The organism is Pseudomonas sp. GW821-FHT02A11, from assembly GCF_059421985.1.
On sequence record NZ_JBWKWB010000036.1, the window covers coordinates 1 to 19,217 of the forward strand.

Consider the following 19,217-nt stretch of genomic DNA (forward strand, 5'->3'; position numbering starts at 1 on the left):
CTCCGAAAACGAATGTCGACTTTACAAGCTTAGCTGCCAGCAACACTTTACGCAGACAGAGCCAATGAATTCGCTCCACCGACCGTGGCGCCACCGCGATTCTTCGCACATGCAGATCCCCTGTGGGAGCGAATTCATTCGCGATGGGGACCGCGCGGGCGCCACAAGCCTGGCCTGGCGTACAATGCGCCAGACTTCAACGCCGAGACGCTTCGATGACCCGCCCCGCCACTCCCCGCAAACCCCGCGCACGCAGTCAGGCCCGGATCGATTCGATCCTCGATGCCGCGCGTACCCTGCTGGCTGCAGACGGCGTGGCGAGCCTGTCGATCTACAGCGTGGCTGAACGTGCAGAGATCCCGCCGTCGTCCGTGTATCACTTCTTCGCCAGCGTCCCGGCCTTGCTTGAAGCCCTGACCGCAGACGTTCACGCAGCCTTTCGCCAGAGCCTGCAGCAGCCCATCGATCACGCCCGGCTCAACAGCTGGCATGACCTGTCACGACTGGTCGAAACGCGCATGCTCACGATCTACAGCGACGACGCGGCAGCCCGCCAGTTGATCCTCGCGCAGCATGGCCTGACGGAAGTCACCCAGGCCGACCGCCAGCACGACATCGAGCTGGGCAACCTCATGCACGAGCTGTTCGCCAAGCACTTCCAACTGCCCGCCCTGCCGGATGACGTCGATGTCTTCGCCCTGGCACTGGAGCTGGCAGATCGCGTGTACGCCCGCTCGATACAACTGCACGACACCATCACCCCGCGCATGGCTGAAGAAGGCCAACGCGTATTTGATGCGTATCTGGGGCTTTATCTGCCGCCGTTCCTGCCCAGGCACTCTCACGTCACCCTGTAGGAGCGCGCTTGCCCGCGATTGAGGTGTGCCAGCCGACATCATTGACACAGAAACACCGCCATCGCGGGCAAGCGCGCTCCTACGTGCCGAGTCCATGTTCATACCCATCAAACTCCACACAGCAAAAACCCCGAAGGGCTCGCACCCTTCGGGGTTGGTCACAACGCATCGATCACAACTTGGCGATCGACACCTCGGTGGATTTCACGAACGCGATCACTTCGCTGCCCACGACCAGCTCCAGCTCCTTGACCGAACGGGTGGTGATCACAGACGTCACGATGCCGGAAGCGGTCTGTACGTCGATTTCGGACAGCACGTCGCCGGTTACGATTTCCTTGATGGTGCCTTTGAATTGGTTGCGAACGTTGATGGCTTTGATAGTCATGGTATGGCTTCCTTTTTGAGATCAGTGCCAGATGCGACATTGCACCTGAATTAGTTGGCCCAACGCAGTTGCGTGGGCAGCGGTGTAGTGGGTTCGGGTTCAGGCGGGCTGCCAGGGATCGCCAGCACGCGGTTGAGGACTTCGGTTTCCAGCGCAGCCAGATGGTACGAGCCGCGAGCCCGCGGACGCACCAGATCGACCTGCAGATCCAGGCCGATGCGGCCCTCTTCGATCAGCAACACGCGATCAGCGATGGCGACCGCTTCGCTGACGTCGTGAGTCACCAGGAGCACCGTGAAGCCGTGCTTGAGCCACAGATCTTCGATCAGTTGCTGCATCTCGATACGGGTCAGGGCATCCAGCGCACCCAGCGGCTCGTCCAGCAAGAGCAGACGTGGTTCGTGAATCAGCGCGCGGGCCAACGCCACGCGTTGCTTCTGCCCACCCGACAACGCAGCTGGCCACTCATTGGCGCGCTCAGCCAGGCCCACCGCTTCCAGCGCTTTGAGGGCCTTGCCACGCCAATCACCGCTGAGGCCGAGACCGACGTTGTCGATAATCCGTTTCCAGGGCAGCAGGCGCGCTTCCTGGAACATTAAACGTGTGTCTTCCCGGGCATCGGCAAGTGACGCATTGCCAGCCAGCAATTGACCACTGGTGGGGTTATCCAGGCCCGCCAGCAGACGCAGCAGCGTACTTTTGCCACAGCCACTGCGACCGACCACAGCGACGAATTGCCCCGCCGGAATGTGCAGATCGATGTCTTTCAAGACTTCCCGAGAGCCGAAGGTTTTCTTCAGTTTTCGGACTTGCAAGGGGATCCCGCGCAACAGGTTTGCCGGTTGTTGGAGAGTGCTCATCGTGCGCCACCTTTTGCCACTTGATACGCCGGGTGCCAACGCAGGCAGACCCGTTCCAGACCGCGTGCTGCAAGGTCCGCCAGCTTGCCGAGAACGGCGTACAGAACGATTGCCAGCACCACCACATCCGTTTGCAGAAACTCTCGAGCGTTCATCGCCAAGTAACCGATGCCGGAACTGGCCGAGATGGTTTCAGCCACAATCAGCGTCAGCCACATGAAACCCAGGGCGAAACGCACACCGACCAGAATCGAAGGCATCGCCCCCGGCAGGATCACGTGACGAAACAGCGCGAAACCCGACAGGCCATAGCTGCGTGACATTTCCACCAGTGCCGGATCGATGTTGCGGATGCCGTGGTAGGTGTTCAGGTAGATCGGGAACAGCGTGCCCAGTGCTACCAGGAAAATCTTCGCGCTTTCATCGATGCCGAACCACAGGATCACCAGCGGAATCAGCGCCAGGTGCGGCACGTTACGGATCATCTGCACCGAGCTGTCGAGCAGGCGTTCGCCCCATTTCGACAGGCCGGTGATGAAGCCCAGCGTCAGGCCGATGCCCCCGCCGATGGCAAAACCGATCCCGGCACGCCAGCCGCTAATAGCCAGGTGGGTCCAGATTTCACCATTGCGTACCAGCGTCACGCCGGCTTCGATCACCGCGCTTGGTGCCGGCAGAATTCGAGTGGACAGCCAACCGGCGCTGACCGCCAGTTGCCAGATCGCCAGCAACAAGACTGGTAGCAGCCAGGGCGCCAGTCTGTGAGTGAATTTTTCCACGCTCATGGAGTTGTCTCCTCTTAATGCCAGGGCTTACTGCGCTTTCGCGACAGCAGCAGGTGGCGTCCAGATCACATCGGCGATGCTGAGCGGTTTGGGGATCAACTTCAGTTGATAGAAGGTGTCGGCGATTTTCTGTTGTGCCGCGATGGTTTCCGGGGTGATGAACAGCGCACCGTAGCCTTGGCGCTTCACCGAAATTTTGGTGATGTCTTCGGGCAGGCCCAGCAGTGGCGCGACCTGTTTGGTGACCTCATCCGGGTTGGCCTTGGACCAATCGCCCACGGCGCGGACTTCCTCGACCAGGGTCTGGATCACTTTCGGGTGCTGCTGTGCGTAAGGCTTGGTGGCCAGGTAGAACTGGTTGTTGTCGACGATGCCTGTGCCATTGCGCAAGGTACGCGCTTGCAGCTGTTGCTCGGCGGCGGCCTGGTACGGGTCCCAGATGACCCAGGCATCGACAGCGCCGCGCTCGAACGCTGCACGGGCATCGGCCGGTGGCAGGAATATGGTCTGGATGTCGGAGTATTTCAGGCCCGCTTCTTCCAGCGCACGCACCAGCAGGTAGTGAACATTGGAGCCTTTGTTGAGGGCGACTTTCTTGCCCTTGAGGTCAGCCACCGATTTGATCGGCGAATCCTTGGGCACCAGCAGCGCTTCACTGGTCGGCGCTGGCGGCTCGGAAGCCACGTAGAGCAGATCGGCGCCAGCGGCCTGAGCGAACACAGGCGGGGTTTCGCCAGTCACGCCGAAGTCGATGGAGCCGACGTTCAGGCCCTCCAGCAACTGCGGGCCGCCGGGGAATTCGGTCCATTGCACCTGCACGCCCTGCTCGGCCAGTTTCTTTTCCAGCGAGCCTTTGGCCTTGAGCAGCACCAATGTGCCGTACTTCTGGTAGCCGATGCGCAGAGTGTCGGCTTGAGCTTGTGTGAAAACGCCAAAGGACACCGCCGCAGCAAACAGAGCGACCAGGCCTCGACGCAAAATGACAGTGCGCATGGCACGCTCCTTTGCTTGTAGCTTTTAGGTGGCACCTGCTTGGCCGATGGCGGGCAAGTAAGGTGTTGATGGGATTCATTGCCGACGAAAGGGTCGGGACGGAGAGACCATATCAGGGCTTTGTTATTCTCTAAAATCATATTTATTCATTTGGTTAGCACCAAACTGAATATACGAGATTCGACTGGATTAGCAGCCCGCTAAAGAACCCCGTAGGAGACGTCGGAGGTTACGACGGCAGCGAAAGCGGTGTGTCAGGCGACACATGTTTATCTGATCCACCGCCTCGCTGCCGTCGTAACCTCCGACGTCTCCTACAGGTTTGCGGTGATGCGACTGCACGGGGGACAAAAAAAAGGGCCGATAAATCGGCCCTAATGTCGTGGTTGAAACAGGGTTGCTCAGCGGTTGGGCTGTGGCGTCAGGCGCAGGTAAGGCGTGACGGCCTTGTAGCCTTTGGGGAAGCGTTCCTTGATCTCTTGCTCGTCCTTGATCGAAGGCACGATCACCACGTCATCGCCGTCTTTCCAGTTCGCCGGCGTCGCCACCTTGTGGCTGTCGGTCAGCTGCAGCGAATCGATCACCCGCAGGATCTCGTGAAAGTTGCGCCCGGTACTGGCCGGATAGGTGATGGTCAGGCGCACCTTCTTGTTCGGGTCGATCACGAACAGCGAGCGCACGGTCAGGGTTTCGCTGGCGTTGGGGTGGATCAGGTCATACAGGTCCGACACTTTGCGATCAGCGTCCGCCAGGATCGGGAAGTTGACGATGGTGTTCTGGGTCGTGTTGATGTCTTCGATCCATTTGACGTGGGACTCGGCCGAGTCCACCGACAGGGCGATGGCTTTCACGTTGCGCTTGTCGAACTCGTCTTTGAGCTTGGCGGTAAAACCCAGCTCGGTAGTGCACACCGGAGTGAAGTCGGCAGGGTGAGAAAACAGCACGCCCCACTTGTCTCCCAGCCATTCATGAAACTTGATACGGCCTTCGCTGGAATCCTGTTCGAAGTCGGGGGCGATGTCGCCAAGTTTGAGGCTCATGCAGTCAGCTCCTTTGGTATGAGAGTTATGTCGATACTGTGCCTGCGAAAAAGTTGAAACTGAAAGACCGAGTGGTCATGTCGACTGCTCTTTTTGCTATAAAAAGACTGCACATTCTTTTACTTCAGGCATAAAAAAGCCCCGCCGAAGCGGGGCTCTCTTTTCAACCCATCACACTTATTTGAAAGCGTAGGTGTAGTTGAGGATAACGCGAGTCTGGTCGACGTTCTGCTGCAGAGCATACAGATCGGAGTCCGAACGCAGGCTGGCGCGGCGAACGGTAACGCCAAAGCCTTTCAGGAAGCTGTCCTGGAAGACGTAGTCGATACGCATGTCGCGTTCCCACTCAGTACCACGACCACCGGTGGCGCTGGTGCGGATCTGATCGCCGTACAGGTAGGCGATCGCAGCTTTCAGGCCTGGAATACCAACGCGTGCGAAGTCGTACGAGTACTGACCGAACTTGGTCTTCTCACCGGCGCGGGTGAAGTTGGTGATCATGCTGTCGGTGAACAGGTAAACGGAGTTACCGCCTTCACCTTCGTTACGACCACGGCCGTCAACTACGCTGCCGTTGTTGATGATCGGCATGGCGCCGCTGTCGCTCGATGCCTGGTAACCCAGCATCAGCGCGTGGCCACCCAAGGTATAGGTGAACATTGCGGTCCACAGATCGTTGTCGATCTCGCCGGTGTCGCTACCGGTACCCGAGTAACCGTTGCCGGTCAGACGGTAGCCAACGTTGTTGGCTTGGCCGTTCTTGCCATCGGAAGTGCTGTGGAAGTAACGCAGGTCGGATTTGAACGACTGGTCTTCACCGATTGGCAGAACGTGCAGCAAACCGAAGAAGTGCTGCTTGTAGTAGTCTTCCAGGTTGGCGTAATAGTACTGCAGGGTCAGGTCTTTGGTGACCTTGTAATCAGCGCCCGCGAACTGGAAGTTGTTGGAGCCCTTGGTGCCACCCGAAACCGACAGGTTGTCGTAGTTGGTGGAAGCACGGCCAGCGGCCTTGGTCAGCTTACCGGCGGTCAGGGTCAGACTGTCGATGTCCTTGGAAGTGAGGATGCCACCTTCAAAGGTTTGCGGCAGCAGACGACCGTCGTTCGATACCAGGATCGGCAGGTTAGGCTGCAGAGCGTTACCGACTTTCAGCTCGGTCTTGGAGATTTTGACCTTGGCGTTGGCACCGGCACGCGCCCAGTCGTGTTCCGGAGTACCGTCGGAGCTGGTCGGCGAAACGGTGTTGGCAGTGCTGCCGTTGGCGGCACGGTTGTCGATACCGCCGCTCAGGTTGATACCGTACATGCCTTGCACGTCGAGACCGAAGCCCACGGTGCCAGGGGTGTAACCCGAGATGAAGTTGAACAGGAAGCCCTGAGTGGTCTGACGCTGATCCTGGCCTTTAGCACCAGTCGACGACGGCTCACGTGGGTCTTGTTCGAAGTAAAGGGTACGGGAACTGAGGGTTGCCTTGCTGTCTTCCAGGAAACCAGCTGCACCAGCCTGAGTGGCCATTACACCTGCATATACGGCCAAGGCCAGGGTGGACTTCTTCATTGTGTTTCGCTCCTCTTGAATCTAATTTTTGTAGTTCCTTGGAACTGAGACCGAAGGCTCAAGACCGCGGATGCGCGATTAGCGCTGGACCTGACTCGGTGAGTCAATGGCCCCAAGACTAATTGACTAGACCGCGTTTACAGTTGGCTGCAAGGTAAGGGAAATCCTTTAAACCTAAAAAGACTTATTTGACCTGCTTTTATACCGCGCAGTTATATGTCACAAGCCGTTTCAGCCGTCCGATGCGGAGTGTATCGGCGTCTTTGTCTAATTCCCAAAAAATATTTCGGTTCCGTTCGTCAGATCGTTCCGTTTCAGCACATCGTACGACCGGAACTCGACCGATGAGTCACGGTCTCGCTGTGAAACAGGATGAGAATTACAGACCTAACTCTTTGAAAATTAAGAACATGACATTTAGGTAGACGACATTGTTACAGTTGTCACCCTGCTATCCGTCTGTTTTTTCGAGGAGTGCGGGGCACACTTGTCAGTTAACGGGTTAAGCGACCTACGCGGTTTGCGTTTCAAAAATCCTTGATCGTCCCCCGCCAACAGCCTTTGAAGGGCGGTCACGCGTGACAGGCAAAAGCATCCCTTGGGCGAGCGTGCAGATCCTATTTACAAAATGTGACATTTCGATGAATGGTCACATCGATACTGCGTTTTTCTTGGCATGAAGCGTGTCGCTGCCTGTGATGGTTGGAAATCCTCTCTAAGCTCATGCAAAAAAGTTATTTATTTGTACTTTCTTAGATCATTTACGCTTCGCATCATTCAGTCCTCGGCCTGCCCTGATCCGGAGCCCCATCATGAAACTGCTTAAACCTCTGCGTCTGCTGGCGGCCCTGTCGCTGGCCGGCTCTGCCCTGCTGGCGCAAGCCGCAGACTTCACCGTTGCCTATCAGACCACCGTTGATCCCGCGAAAGTCGCTCAGGCCGATGACGCCTATGAAAAGGCCATCGGCTCGAAAATCGCCTGGCGCAAGTTCGATAACGGCGCGGACGTCATTACTGCCATTGCCTCCGGTGACGTCCAGATCGGCTACCTGGGCTCCAGCCCGCTGACCGCCGCCGCTACCCGCAAGGTGCCGGTGGAAACCTTCCTCATCGCCACGCAGATCGGTGCCGCCGAAGCATTGGTCGCCCGCAACGGCGCTGGCATCAACGGTCCGCAGGATCTGATCGGCAAGAAAATCGCGGTGCCGTTCGTGTCCACCGGTCACTACAGCCTGCTGGCAGCGCTGAAGCACTGGAACATCGACCCGGCCAAAGTGACCATCCTCAACCTCGCCCCGCCTGCGATTGCCGCAGCGTGGAAGCGTGGTGACATCGATGCCACTTACGTCTGGGACCCGGCGTTGGGTGTCGCCAAGGAGACCGGCAAGGTGCTGATCACCTCCGGTGAGCTGGCCAAGGTGGGGGCGCCAACTTTCGATGCGTGGATCGTGCGCAAAGACTTCGCTGATAAACATCCGGAAATCGTCAAAGCCTTCGCCAAGACCACCCTCGACGCCTACGCCGATTACCGCAAAGACCCTGCTGCGTGGATCGCCAACGCCAGCAATGTCGACAAGCTGGTGAAGCTGTCCGGCGCCAAACCGACCGACATTCCTGGTCTGCTGGAAGGCAATGTCTACCCGCTGGCCGCTGACCAGGTGAAAGAACTGGGCGCGCCGACCACCGAAGCGATTGGCAAGACTGCCGCGTTCCTCAAGGAACAAGGCAAGGTCGACGCAGTGCTGGCGGATTACACGCCCTATGTGAGCGCGAAGTTTGTTGCTCAGTAATCGATAACGGTGGGACTGACACCCTCCCTGTGGAAGCGAATTCATTCGCGATGCGTAGGTACATTCGATGTACCGCCCTCTCGCGAATGAATTCACTCCCACAGGTAGTGCGTCACCCGTACCCCTTTATATAGAAGCTAGAAGCGGAGTCATCGCCATGGCCTTGTTACAACTGGAGCGCATCTGCGCACAGTATCCCGGTGCGGCGGAACCTGTGTTGTCGGATATTTCCCTGAGTCTGGGCCCGCAACAGCTGCTCGTTGCCCTCGGCCCTTCCGGCAGTGGCAAGACTTCGCTGTTGAACCTGATCGCAGGTTTCGTCGAGCCCAGCGCCGGACGCATTACCCTGGATAACGTGCCGGTCAAAGGACCGAGCGCTGAACGCGGCGTGGTGTTTCAGGACGATGCGTTGCTGCCCTGGCAGGACGTCCTCGCCAACGTCGCCTTCGGCCTGGAACTGGCAGGCGTAGCTCGACAACAGCGTGAAGCCAAGGCTCGGGAAATGCTCGCGCTGGTCGACTTGGCCGGTTTTGAGAAGCGCCGCATCTGGCAGTTGTCCGGTGGACAAAAGCAACGCGTGGGCCTGGCCCGCGCCTTGGCCGCCGACCCTCGCGTGCTGCTGATGGACGAGCCGTTCGGCGCGCTGGATGCTTTCACCCGCGAACAGATGCAGGAACTGCTGTTGCAGGTCTGGCAGCGTAGCGCCAAGCCGGTGTTCCTCATCACCCATGACATCGAAGAAGCGGTGTTCCTGGCCACCGACCTGATTCTTTTGGCGCCCAACCCCGGGCAGATCGTCGAACACCTCAAGCTGGACTTCGGCCATCGCTACAGCGCCGGCGAGTCGGCACGGGCGATCAAGTCCGATCCCACATTCATCGAAACCCGCGAGCACGTCCTGGCCCGCGTGTTTTCACAGCGCCAGGCCATTGCGGAGCAACGGGCATGAGTAAATTCCAGTCACCTCCCGTGACCGAGGCACTCGTCCAGCCCTCGGCGCCTCAAGTGAAAGCCCCCTCCTCGCGCCCGTCACTGAGCACGCGCAGCATCAGCGTACTCACCCTGGTGGCATTGCTCGCCGCCTGGTGGCTGGTGACGGCATTCGAATGGATCGAACCGCTGTTCCTGCCGCCACCTTCGGCCGTGCTGGGCAAAGCCTGGTTGCTGATGACGCAGGGCTACATGGAGTCCACGCTCTGGCAGCATCTGGGCGCCAGCCTGCAGCGCATCGGCCTGGGCCTGTTGTTCGCCGTGCTGACCGCCATCCCGATCGGCATCGCCATCGGTCAAAACCGCATCGCCCGAGGCATCTTTGACCCGCTGATCGAGTTCTACCGCCCGATTCCGCCATTGGCCTACCTGCCGCTGATCGTGATCTGGTGCGGCATCGGCGAGTTCTCCAAGGTGCTGCTGATTTATCTGGCGATCTTCGCGCCCATTGCCATCGCCACCGCGACCGGCGTGCGCACCGTGGACAGCGCCAAGCTGCGTGCCGCGCAGTCGTTGGGTGCCACGCGCTGGCAGCTGATTCGCCACGTGATCCTGCCCAGCGCCTTGCCCGACATCCTCACCGGCGTGCGCATTGGTCTGGGTGTGGGCTGGTCGACCCTGGTTGCCGCCGAATTGATCGCCGCCACCAGCGGCCTGGGCTTCATGGTGCAGTCGGCGGCGCAATTTCTGGTGACCGATGTCGTGGTGCTCGGGATTCTGGTCATCGCCTTTATCGCCTTCGCGCTGGAAATGGGCCTGCGCGCCCTGCAACGCAAACTCGTGCCGTGGCACGGCCAGAATCACTGATCAGACACGACAAACACTGACTACGCCGACAATTCGGCGCACAGGGCGAGAATTCGTATGAGCCTTCACATTACCCCACTCAGTTCTGCATTGGGCGCGCAGATCAGCGGCGTCGACCTGAGCCGGGACCTGACTGCCGATCAACGCAACGCTATCGAACAGGCCCTGCTCAAACACCAGGTATTGTTCTTCCGCGAGCAGCCGATCAACCCGCAGCAGCAGGTGCGTTTCGCAGCGCAATTCGGTGATCTGCACGTTCACCCGATCTACCCCAATGTGCCCGAGCAGCCCGAAATCATGGTGCTCGACACCGCACTGACTGACGTGCGCGACAACGCCATCTGGCACACCGACGTGACCTTTCTGCCAACGCCTGCGCTGGGCGCGGTGCTCAGCGCCAAGCAGTTGCCGGCGTACGGCGGCGACACCCTGTGGGCCAGCGGCATCGCTGCGTTCGAGGCGTTGTCCAGGCCGCTGCAAACCCTGCTCGACGGGCTGACAGCCACCCACGACTTCACCCGTTCATTTCCTCTCGAACGCTTCGGCACCACCGCTCAAGACATGGCGCGCTGGGAAGAAACCCGCCGCAAGAATCCGCCGCTGTCGCACCCGGTCATTCGCACGCACCCGGTGAGTGGGCGCAAGGCGCTGTTCGTCAACGACGGTTTTACCACGCGGATCAACGAACTGGAGCCTGCCGAAAGCGAGGCGATTCTGAAATTGCTGTTCGCCCACGCGACGCGGCCGGAGTTCACCATCCGCTGGCGCTGGCAGGAAAACGACGTGGCCATGTGGGACAACCGCGTGACCCAGCACTACGCCGTGGATGACTATCGGCCGCAACGCCGAGTGATGCATCGCGCAACGATTCTGGGCGACGCACCATTCTGACAAACGCTGCAGATTGTTCTGAAAGCCCCCCTGCTGACCGACCCGATTTCGGCGCCCGTCGGCAGAGGGGTAATGACAGGATCAGTTCTGATCGAACCCTTCGCGGTAGGTCAGCTCGCGAATCAGCTGGAGTTCCTGCGCCTCATACTCGCGCTTCAACGCCGCAAACTCGTCGCCCAACTCATCGATAGACTGACCGGGGAAGCGATCCGGAAGCGCCACCACGCGCGCCAGATAGTCTTCCTTCAACGCCTCGAACCGCTCGGCATACGTCTCTCTCAGGTATCCCACCCAGAAGTCGCGCTCGGCGGCATAACGCATGAACGGTTCGCCGTGTTCGCCCTGCTGCACCCGCGCCAGCGCAGCATTCAACTCACCGGGGCGAATGCTGGCGTGTACCTGATACAGCATGTTGCTCGGCGGCAATGGCAGGTCCAGCTCGGACGCCCAGCGCAGGCGATAGGCCAGGCGCACTTCGGCCTCGTCACGACCGTCCGCTTGCTCACGGGCGGCGGCGTCAAGCTCATGCAATCGGTACAGGCGACGGGTGAGCCGATACAGCGACTGCCCGCGCAGCTCGACGGGCACCTGGCTCAGGGACTGCTCGATGAACATCTGGATTTCGATCTGGTTGAACACCAGCCAGGCACCGTCATGGCAGGTCTGAAAGCCGGTTCGCGGTTGCACCAGAGCCTCTTGGGCGATGCCGTTGTACAGCAGGCGGTTTTCCTCGGACTGATCGGCGGCTTCAAGCACGCGCCAGACGCGCTCTGAAAAACCAACCCGAGTCAGCGCGTCGCGATAAGGCGCCGATTGCGTCAGGCGCCCGATCAGCGCCATCAGGTTCGACGCATCGCCGCGCTCATCGAGACGTTGCCACAGCGCCTGATGTTGCCCATTTTCGTCCACCGAACCCAACAGCCATTGCTCGACGTCCGGCACTTCTTCCGGTGGTGGTGCGGCAACGGGGCTGTGCAGCGCACCGGAAGAATCCGAGTCGGATACATAGTCGTCCGAGTCGGCATCTGAATCGGAGTAGTGCCGCTCCGGCGACAATTGCAGGATGTCGTCCGGCAGGTCCATGGCGAAGGAATAGGAGCCGTGGTAACGCTCCGAAACATGAGCCCTGCGCATGGTTTCGTGGGTCAACGGGTTGCCCCGCAGGGCGATTTCGGTCTGCCCGACGTCATTGCGCGGATTCTGCAGGATGTGCTCCGGCAGCTCGGTCAGCTGATTGTTATCCAGCGTCAGCCCTTCCATTGGCAGCAAGGCGTCTACCCAACTCGGCCATTGCGTCAGGCCGGTGTTGTCCAGCGACAGCCAGCGCAGACGCCCTCGTGCAAAAGGAGCACTGGTGATCTCTCCCAATACGTTGCCACTCAGATCCAGCGCTTCCAGACGAGGCAGCCCGGCGAAAAACGCCATCGCCTGCGGATCGATCAGCCGCCCCTGATCCCGCACGCTCAAGGTGGTGAGCCAGCCCAACTGACGCAGCGCGGTCGGCAACGGCGCTATCGGCTGAACCTGCCCGGTCAACTCCAGGCTGGTCAGTTGAGGAAAACTCAACAGGAAGGTGTTCATGCGGGTGGCATCGGCACTGACCCGAATCAGCTGCAGGTTGCGAACGCGCATATAAAAGAAGGCAGGTAGCCGACGGGGGAAATCTTCCAGCGAGATGCCCTGCAAGGTGAGGACTGACTGGGTCTGACCCTCGCTGTAGGTTCGCCAGAATTCAAGCAGGACTTCGCCGATCACTCGCCGGACCTCGACCGTCTCCTCACTCAAGGGGCGTGACGAACTCGATGCTTGGGCCCAGCCGTCGATAGCTTCACGCAATTGCAGACGCTCTTGCTGCAGCAACGCGATTTGTGCGGCCAGATGTGGGGGAAGGTCCAGATGGAAGCGGAATCGACTGTCGGGACCTTCATTCATCCGAATTCTCATCATCGTCAGACGAGACAACGGGTTGCCTTGCAACGAGATCGTGGTCGGTTGATCAGTCACGGTCTGGTTGGCCGATAAATCCCAAGGGATTTCGCTGATGCGGTTGTTGCGCAACGACAGCTCGGTAATCGTTGAAGACGCCAAACCTTCAAGCCAGGCAGGCCATTGCTCAAGCCCGATGCTGTCCAGCCCCAGATAGCGCAAAGGCAGGCTGGTCAGGATGGTAGGCGGGATGAAGCTGACCGTATTGCCGCTCAAATCCAGTGACTGCAGGTGCTCAAGCCTGCTCAGCGACTCCACCTCCAACTGGCTGATGGACACGCTCTGGTTGATCAGCCGCAGGCTGCGCAGAGCGGGAAAAGACTGCGCAATCAGATACGACAGCTGGAAGACAAGCGGCTCATTGCCTAACCCCGGAGCAGCGCTGCGATTGATCTCAAGGGACGTCACCTCAGGGAAACGCGCGAAGAAGACCTCCAGCGCCAGACGCTGTTCCACCCAATGGGACACGGGCTCCGGCAAGGCCTCGGTGGGTCGGCTGATCGAGATATCGATCAGCTCAAGCCGGGTGACCCGCACTTGGAAAAAGTCAGGTAACGTGGGCGGAAAATCGCTCAACGCGATGTTCTGCAGACGCAGCGCCGGCGTGCTCGACGCCATTGCGGGCAGCGAAATTTCAGGCAGCGCCGTCTCGGCCCAATAACGCCAAATCGCTTCATGAATGCGCGTACGGCTGATGAGCCGGGTTTCAAGATCAGGCACCGATGCCGACTGCTCGCCCCAGGCGTTCAGACTCAGGTCCAGCGCCATGCGCTCATCGAGCAGCCAGACCAGACGCTGATGAATCTGCTGACGGGTCATACCGGTGCTCTCAAGAGCGGTGAGCATTTGCTCGGCAGAGACATTGGCGTTCAGCAATCCCAAGGTGCGAATGAGATCAAGCAACGTCTCCCGCGCGATGAACCCCTGCAACACGCCCCGTCCACTCAGCGGGTAGCCCGCGCGCCCGTCGGCCATGCGCATGGGCGAAATACGGCCCGGTGCGGCAGGTTGCATCTTCAAGAGCTGTCTTAGCCGGGATCGCGACAGGAGCGGCGCATTTTGAATGGCGAGCTTGAGTTTCGGCCCGTCCCACACGCCGGGAAAACCTAACGCAGTACGCTGAGTATCAGGCAACGCATGCAGCACCGCGGCAAAGATATCGTCACGCCCGTGCAGCTCGAGCCCATGGTGATCGAAGGCCTCGTAGCCATCGGCATAGCGAACCAGCACTTTGTGAATCGCTGCGTCAGTTGGACCGACAGCATCGACTGTTACGCCATTGAACCTCCCTTCACGTACTTCCAGGCGCAGCTCCGGGGACCAGCCGGGCAGCGATTCAAGGGCGTGAAGAATCAGCACATCGGTGTCGGCATTGTTCACCGATTCGAGGTACAGCCCCTCGTAAGCCCGAGCCAGCCTGACCTGCTGTTGGTAAACGCGAACCTCTTCGGCCATTCGCAAGGGCACCTGCCCCTGGGCCAGTGCGTGGAGCTCAGTTGTTGAGGCCGCGCGCACCAGTTCGTCGGCAATGGCGTTAGGCAACTCGGGGTAACGGCGGGTGATGGTCGAAGCATTCGCTTCGCGACTCACGGATTCGGCGCGATATCGAGCCTCGAACAACGCCTTGTTGTCGGTACCCGACGCTGCGCCCTGGGTTTGCTGCTGGATGTCCTCATCGATCTGGAAACGACGCATCTCGTCTTCCAGCAATGCGGGAGGACGCCGATTTTCGGCCAGAGCCCTGCGCAATACTGTTTCGTGAGTCTCACTCACCTGCAGGATGCGTCGCGCCGTGACGTCGGAAAACGCCTCAGCGCTGTGCCCCAATCGTCTGAAGAGTTTCAGCCCTTCCCACTCCAGCGGCTCATCGGCAGGATGTATCCAGGCGCCAGCGCCATCGCTGCGCAAAGGCGGCTGATAGCTGATGGCCTTGGTGGGGTGTTCGATGCGCAATTGCCCGGAAGACGTGCGACCGACCGAGTAGGTCTTGCCTTCCACTGAAATCCATTGCTTGTCCTGATAGTGATAAACGCCAAATTCATCGGGCTTCACACCCGCAGGCAAAACCGTGTCGTGAGCGAATGGCGCGATGTCGGGCTTCCAGAGGCGAGACCCACCATCGGGCAACTCGACCTCTTCAAGTTCCTCGATGAAGGAAGGCGTCTCGACTGTAATCGTCTCGACCACAGGCGTGCCGCTGCCGGCGTGGAGGGCACCGAGCGCGGCAATCAGCGCTACGTTCTCTACCACGTCCATGAAATAACCCCAGCCCTGCTCCCATTCGCCGCGGGTCCAACTGTCGATGCCTTCGAACACCTCCGCCCCCAGCTGAGCGGCAGCCACGGCCATCATCACGGCCCCCACGGGAGGCACGACGAAGCCCACGGCATTGAGGGCCTGCATGGCCAGGCTTTCGAAATAATGCAGTCGCTGATCGAAAGTTTTCTGGTCCTCGTCGGCGGTGGGCACTGCGTGAAACAGCGCGTCGTCCTTGAGCACAGCGGCTTTTTGCTCAGTGATGGCCGTCAGTATCCCATTGGCAAAAGCACGCTCACGTAGATGAAGCCTGGCGTTGGGGTCGACCTGCTGCTCATACCAGCCCCGGTCCTTGTTCCAGACCAACGGCCGCAGACACTTATCCAGCGTTGCCAGCAGTTGGGCTCGTTGGCGGGCCGGAATCAGTCCCTGGAAAAACGCGAGATAGCCTTCCTGCAACAGCCTGTCGCGCAATGTGCGAGTGAAGGCCGCGCTGGATGGGTACTCCTTGAGCGGACAGACCGGATCACCCGGAATGTAAACGACCACGCTCTGCACGGTATCGGCGTTATCTCGCGCCTTGCCGATGGCCACAATACCCGTCAGCTCAATGTCCCAAAGCCGCAGGAAACTGGCCGTCACCGGTTCGCCCTGTAAAGTGACACGCCTGCCGTTACCACTGATATCCAGCAGCGCGTTGTACATGCTTTGGCTGATATCAGCCTTCAGGTAGGCCAGATGCATCTGAATCCTAAAGGCGAACTGTTCCACGCGCTTGAGAAGCCCTCGCCGATTGTAAGCCGCTGCATCGGGCGCGTTATCGGGGCTGGACGGCGGGTTGAGGAAGGCATCGACCTTTTTCTGATACTGGCCGCCCAGGTCCAGTTCACGGCACAGCGCAGCAAAAATGTGAGGGGCTATCGCCAGCACGGTACCCGTCAGTCCCAGCCCGGTGACAGGGTAGCGATCATAGATGGCCGCCTTCTGACGTTCGTCCAGATCCATGCCCGCAGGCTCGGTTTCCCAGGACTCGAAGTTCTGCAAAGCAGCATGCAACAGCGTCTGCGTCGCGGCTTTCAGGGACTTCTGATAGTCAACGAGCGGGTCGCGGGAGGCGTTGACGAACGAATCGTCCACTTGCATGCGACGTGCGTGAAACAGCCAGGTCTTGCGCACATCCACGTCTAGACCGAATCGCTCTTTTATGCCGGCCACCAGCAGCGGCTCGGCAAAGGCTTCGAGCGACGGGAGCTCTGTCAGCGCTTCGCTCAGTTCCTGCTGACAGGCCAAGTGCAACACGTGGTCCTGATGCAGCGCTTGAGTCACATCGGGCATGGACTGTCGCGCCTGCTCATACCAGGAGAGGCGCTCTGCCCCCGCTTGTCGAAGCGCGCGATGAACGTCCGGTGTGGCATTGGCCAGCCACGGGGGGATTTTGCTGCGAACCGTATTGAAGCGCCGACTTGCGGGTGAGCTGGGTTGTGACAGGGGGGATTCGACTGACTCAGACATAGATAAGGCTCTGAAACTTTAATGGAATGTCTGAGCGTATTCAGAATGCCCCCCATAAAAAGCTCAAAAACCGGATAACAATCAGGCGGTTATCGTCCAGATTTGCAATAGATAAACGCAATAAATATTGCCTTTGCAGGCAGTTTCCCGGCGTGGCGTAAGAAGAATTCGCAAGGCGCATTCCGCGATTATGGGCAGGAGCGTGCATCACTTTGGTCCTTTCACCCGCAGAAATGCGCAAATAGCGTGCAAAAACGATCAAGAAACGACCAATTCTGAACGCCCATTCGAACGCTCATCACTCGCTATGGAGACAGGAGCCCCGCCATTACGGCCTGAAACCGGGACTCTGAACGCTGCTTCGAAAATTCCTACAGGCTTTTCTGAAAACTGGCACGCGCTCTGCAATAAGTTACGTATCACCAGTTTTGGGGACCTTGGTACAGGCAGGCCGGGGATTCCCCTCTTTTATTCCTCCCGGAGACTGATCTCCAGTCTCCAGCGCCCGTCCTGAGTAGCACCGTGCCAGTCACCGTGCAACGGACGGGCTGCCAGCAGGTTCAGCAACAATCCCTTGTCACTCTTCTGAATTCTCCAACGCACATCCTTTCCGTTGAGTTTCAACTCGCCCCATTGCGCATTGCCCTGAGCGTTGAACAGAAGCGCCACTGCGCCATCGATCATCTCGCCATGCAACTGAGGCTCGCGGTTAAACCACACTGCCACGCCGTCGGGCAGTACCTCGACACGTTGCAATTCGATCGGGTCAGGCGTGGTCAGCCGACCAATCATCAAGCCGACCATCACCCCCACAATGGCGATGGACCCCAAAAACCGCGGCCATAGCTTCGGTCTCGGGTCATCGATGGGGGTAGAATGCATCCTGTCCTTATGTTCGGAGCCGTGCATGTTTCACGTGATCCTTTTTCAACCAGAAATTCCGCCGAATACCGGCAATATCATCAGGCTCTGCGCCAACAGTGGCTGCCATCTGCATCTGATCGAGCCGCTGGGCTTCGAGCTGGATGACAAACGCCTGCGTCGTGCAGGCCTCGACTATCACGAGTACGCCACGTTGCACCGCCATGCGGACCTGGCCAGCTGCCTGGAAAGCATCGACCATCCGCGCCTGTTCGCTTTTACCACAAAGGGCTCACGGCCCTTCCACGATGTCGCGTTTGCCGAGGGTGACGCCTTCCTGTTCGGCCCCGAAAGCCGAGGCCTGCCGCCCGAAGTACTCGACCCGCTCACCACCGAACAGCGCCTGCGCCTGCCGATGCGCGAGGGGTGCCGCAGCCTGAACCTGTCGAACACCGTGGCCGTCGCGGTTTACGAAGGGTGGCGGCAGTTGGGGTTTCGGTGATTGTCTTGGCTTGAGATCGCTATATGGATGCCCTGCGGGCCTATTCGCCGGCAAGCCAGCTCCTACATTTTTTGCAACGTGCCATGGCCTGACAGACCGCGTTGGCAGCCTTGGTGCCTGGCAAGAGATTTCGCGATCTGCTTTAAAGGCTATCAACTCGGCCTATCGGATGCGGCACGTTTAAACAAATGTAGGAGCTGGCTTGCCGGCGAACAGGCCCGCAGGGCATCAGAGTAAGATTCTCAAGCCAACCACCCTCACCCAACCCCATCCAAACCCAAGCCAAACCTCAAAAAAAAAGCGCCCATCACAGGCGCTTTTCTTCATCCACTCAGCCAGCAAGGCTTACTGAACGGTCGGGGTCTCGCCCGCTTCCTGCATGCGCTGCAGCTCTTGCGCATACAGGGCGTCGAAGTTCACCGGGGCCAGCATCAGCGCCGGGAACGAACCGCGCACTACCAGGCTGTCGATGGTTTCGCGCGCGTACGGGAACAGGATGTTCGGGCAGAACGCGCCCAGGGTGTGGCTCATCGAGCCTGCGTCCAGGCCCTTGATCAGGAAGATACCGGCTTGCTGAACTTCAGCGATGAAGGCGATCTCGTCGCCGTTCTTCACTTCCACCGACAGGGTCAGCACGACTTCGTAGAAATCGTTTTCCAGCTGCTTCTGACGGGTGTTCAAGTCCAGGCTGACGCTTGGGGTCCATTCCTGACGGAAGATCGCCGGGCTTTTCGGCGCTTCGAAGGACAGGTCACGCACGTAGATGCGTTGCAGGGAAAACTGTGGTGATTCTTCATTGGCGATGGCTTCATTGGAAGTGGCGCCGTTATTCGTTTGATCGGTCATCTCAGATCCTTCTTACTTTTAGGTCTTGTAGGGTTCGAATTCAGGCGCTCAACAGGGCGTCGAGCTTGCCGGCGCGCTCCAGCGCGAAGAGGTCGTCGCAGCCGCCGACATGGACCGAACCGATCCAGATCTGCGGCACCGACGTGCGTCCGGCCTTTTTTGTCATTTCAGCGCGAATCTGTGGCTTGCCGTCGACCTTGATTTCCTCGAAGTCGACATGCTTGCTTTCGAGCAGGTACTTGGCGCGCGAGCAATAAGGGCAGTAATCGCTGGAGTAGACGACGACCTGGGCCATT

At 59.3% G+C, this 19,217-nt stretch carries 17 protein-coding genes; 6 read left to right on the forward strand and 11 right to left on the reverse strand.

Features of this window, described 5'->3' with window-relative positions; translation table 11 throughout:
- Positions 1 to 215 precede the first annotated feature (215 nt).
- Entirely contained in the window at positions 216 to 857 is a 642-nt protein-coding gene (locus AC07V9_RS27825) for a TetR/AcrR family transcriptional regulator (protein ID WP_495018830.1), read from the forward strand.
- Between the two features lie 172 nt (positions 858 to 1,029).
- Here the strand turns inward: AC07V9_RS27825 and AC07V9_RS27830 are convergent, their stop codons facing one another.
- The 6 genes from AC07V9_RS27830 to AC07V9_RS27855 form a co-directional block, all read right to left on the reverse strand.
- Positions 1,030 to 1,245 carry a TOBE domain-containing protein gene (locus AC07V9_RS27830; RefSeq protein WP_062379390.1) on the reverse strand — a complete coding sequence of 72 codons (216 nt, stop codon included), beginning with the start codon at positions 1,243 to 1,245 and terminating at the stop codon, positions 1,030 to 1,032.
- A gap of 50 nt (positions 1,246 to 1,295) precedes the next feature.
- Entirely contained in the window at positions 1,296 to 2,105 is an 810-nt protein-coding gene (gene ssuB, locus AC07V9_RS27835; protein ID WP_495018831.1) for an aliphatic sulfonates ABC transporter ATP-binding protein, read from the reverse strand.
- Positions 2,102 to 2,890: an aliphatic sulfonate ABC transporter permease SsuC gene (gene ssuC / locus AC07V9_RS27840; protein ID WP_495018832.1), complete on the reverse strand. Its 789-nt coding sequence runs from the start codon at positions 2,888 to 2,890 to the stop codon at positions 2,102 to 2,104. The genes ssuB and ssuC overlap by 4 nt, the downstream gene beginning before the upstream one ends.
- A 27-nt stretch (positions 2,891 to 2,917) precedes the next feature.
- Positions 2,918 to 3,883, reverse strand: a complete 966-nt coding sequence (locus AC07V9_RS27845; protein ID WP_495018833.1) for a sulfonate ABC transporter substrate-binding protein — start codon at positions 3,881 to 3,883, stop codon at positions 2,918 to 2,920.
- Between the two features lie 401 nt (positions 3,884 to 4,284).
- Positions 4,285 to 4,923: a peroxiredoxin gene (locus AC07V9_RS27850; protein ID WP_495018834.1), complete on the reverse strand. Its 639-nt coding sequence runs from the start codon at positions 4,921 to 4,923 to the stop codon at positions 4,285 to 4,287.
- Between the two features lie 177 nt (positions 4,924 to 5,100).
- Positions 5,101 to 6,480 (reverse strand): OprD family porin, encoded by a 1,380-nt coding sequence (locus tag AC07V9_RS27855; RefSeq protein ID WP_495018835.1) that lies wholly within the window; start codon positions 6,478 to 6,480, stop codon positions 5,101 to 5,103.
- Between the two features lie 812 nt (positions 6,481 to 7,292).
- On the opposite strand from AC07V9_RS27855, the gene tauA reads away from it, so the two are divergent.
- From tauA to tauD, 4 genes are all read left to right on the forward strand, one after another.
- Positions 7,293 to 8,270, forward strand: coding sequence for a taurine ABC transporter substrate-binding protein (tauA, locus tag AC07V9_RS27860; RefSeq protein WP_495018836.1), 978 nt, complete (start codon positions 7,293 to 7,295; stop codon positions 8,268 to 8,270).
- A gap of 157 nt (positions 8,271 to 8,427) precedes the next feature.
- The gene (tauB, locus tag AC07V9_RS27865) at positions 8,428 to 9,219 is read left to right on the forward strand and encodes a taurine ABC transporter ATP-binding subunit (RefSeq protein WP_495018837.1); all 792 of its coding nucleotides are present in this window, start codon (positions 8,428 to 8,430) and stop codon (positions 9,217 to 9,219) included.
- Entirely contained in the window at positions 9,216 to 10,067 is an 852-nt protein-coding gene (gene tauC / locus AC07V9_RS27870; RefSeq protein WP_495018838.1) for a taurine ABC transporter permease TauC, read from the forward strand. Before tauB ends, tauC begins: the two co-directional genes overlap by 4 nt.
- A 57-nt stretch (positions 10,068 to 10,124) precedes the next feature.
- On the forward strand, positions 10,125 to 10,958 hold the full coding sequence (tauD, locus tag AC07V9_RS27875; RefSeq protein WP_495018839.1) for a taurine dioxygenase: 834 nt from the start codon (positions 10,125 to 10,127) through the stop codon (positions 10,956 to 10,958).
- An 81-nt stretch (positions 10,959 to 11,039) separates the two neighbouring features.
- Here tauD and AC07V9_RS27880 read toward each other — a convergent pair whose 3' ends face one another.
- The 3 genes from AC07V9_RS27880 to AC07V9_RS27890 form a co-directional block, all read right to left on the reverse strand.
- Entirely contained in the window at positions 11,040 to 16,535 is a 5,496-nt protein-coding gene (locus AC07V9_RS27880; protein ID WP_495018840.1) for a dermonecrotic toxin domain-containing protein, read from the reverse strand.
- A gap of 217 nt (positions 16,536 to 16,752) precedes the next feature.
- Complete coding sequence (locus AC07V9_RS27885; RefSeq protein ID WP_495018841.1) at positions 16,753 to 16,920, reverse strand: hypothetical protein; 168 nt, start codon at positions 16,918 to 16,920, stop codon at positions 16,753 to 16,755.
- Between the two features lie 260 nt (positions 16,921 to 17,180).
- Positions 17,181 to 17,621: a hypothetical protein gene (locus AC07V9_RS27890; protein WP_495018842.1), complete on the reverse strand. Its 441-nt coding sequence runs from the start codon at positions 17,619 to 17,621 to the stop codon at positions 17,181 to 17,183.
- Here AC07V9_RS27890 and trmL point away from each other — a divergent pair.
- Positions 17,620 to 18,075 carry a tRNA (uridine(34)/cytosine(34)/5-carboxymethylaminomethyluridine(34)-2'-O)-methyltransferase TrmL gene (trmL, locus tag AC07V9_RS27895; protein WP_495018843.1) on the forward strand — a complete coding sequence of 152 codons (456 nt, stop codon included), beginning with the start codon at positions 17,620 to 17,622 and terminating at the stop codon, positions 18,073 to 18,075. The two genes, AC07V9_RS27890 and trmL, sit on opposite strands and share 2 nt — an antisense overlap.
- A 345-nt stretch (positions 18,076 to 18,420) precedes the next feature.
- On the opposite strand, the gene secB is transcribed toward trmL, so the two are convergent.
- Together secB and grxC are read right to left on the reverse strand one after the other, a co-directional pair.
- Complete coding sequence (gene secB, locus AC07V9_RS27900) at positions 18,421 to 18,921, reverse strand: protein-export chaperone SecB (RefSeq protein WP_495018844.1); 501 nt, start codon at positions 18,919 to 18,921, stop codon at positions 18,421 to 18,423.
- A 40-nt stretch (positions 18,922 to 18,961) separates the two neighbouring features.
- Complete coding sequence (grxC, locus tag AC07V9_RS27905) at positions 18,962 to 19,216, reverse strand: glutaredoxin 3 (RefSeq protein WP_495018845.1); 255 nt, start codon at positions 19,214 to 19,216, stop codon at positions 18,962 to 18,964.
- Between the last annotated feature and the right edge of the window lies 1 nt (position 19,217).

Bases quoted from the DNA above. Each gene is read 5' to 3' on its own strand.
- AC07V9_RS27845 (WP_495018833.1), bottom strand. From the start codon at position 3,883: ATGCGCACTGTCATTTTGCGTCGAGGCCTGGTCGCTCTGTTTGCTGCG.
- grxC (WP_495018845.1), bottom strand. From the start codon at position 19,216: ATGGCCCAGGTCGTCGTCTACTCCAGCGATTACTGCCCTTATTGCTCG.
- trmL (WP_495018843.1), top strand. From the start codon at position 17,620: ATGTTTCACGTGATCCTTTTTCAACCAGAAATTCCGCCGAATACCGGC.
- tauD (WP_495018839.1), top strand. From the start codon at position 10,125: ATGAGCCTTCACATTACCCCACTCAGTTCTGCATTGGGCGCGCAGATC.
- AC07V9_RS27885 (WP_495018841.1), bottom strand. From the start codon at position 16,920: ATGCACGCTCCTGCCCATAATCGCGGAATGCGCCTTGCGAATTCTTCT.
- AC07V9_RS27855 (WP_495018835.1), bottom strand. From the start codon at position 6,480: ATGAAGAAGTCCACCCTGGCCTTGGCCGTATATGCAGGTGTAATGGCC.
- ssuB (WP_495018831.1), bottom strand. From the start codon at position 2,105: ATGAGCACTCTCCAACAACCGGCAAACCTGTTGCGCGGGATCCCCTTG.
- AC07V9_RS27880 (WP_495018840.1), bottom strand. From the start codon at position 16,535: ATGCCCGATGTGACTCAAGCGCTGCATCAGGACCACGTGTTGCACTTG.
- ssuC (WP_495018832.1), bottom strand. From the start codon at position 2,890: ATGAGCGTGGAAAAATTCACTCACAGACTGGCGCCCTGGCTGCTACCA.
- AC07V9_RS27850 (WP_495018834.1), bottom strand. From the start codon at position 4,923: ATGAGCCTCAAACTTGGCGACATCGCCCCCGACTTCGAACAGGATTCC.
- tauA (WP_495018836.1), top strand. From the start codon at position 7,293: ATGAAACTGCTTAAACCTCTGCGTCTGCTGGCGGCCCTGTCGCTGGCC.
- tauB (WP_495018837.1), top strand. From the start codon at position 8,428: ATGGCCTTGTTACAACTGGAGCGCATCTGCGCACAGTATCCCGGTGCG.
- secB (WP_495018844.1), bottom strand. From the start codon at position 18,921: ATGACCGATCAAACGAATAACGGCGCCACTTCCAATGAAGCCATCGCC.
- AC07V9_RS27825 (WP_495018830.1), top strand. From the start codon at position 216: ATGACCCGCCCCGCCACTCCCCGCAAACCCCGCGCACGCAGTCAGGCC.
- AC07V9_RS27830 (WP_062379390.1), bottom strand. From the start codon at position 1,245: ATGACTATCAAAGCCATCAACGTTCGCAACCAATTCAAAGGCACCATC.
- AC07V9_RS27890 (WP_495018842.1), bottom strand. From the start codon at position 17,621: ATGCACGGCTCCGAACATAAGGACAGGATGCATTCTACCCCCATCGAT.
- tauC (WP_495018838.1), top strand. From the start codon at position 9,216: ATGAGTAAATTCCAGTCACCTCCCGTGACCGAGGCACTCGTCCAGCCC.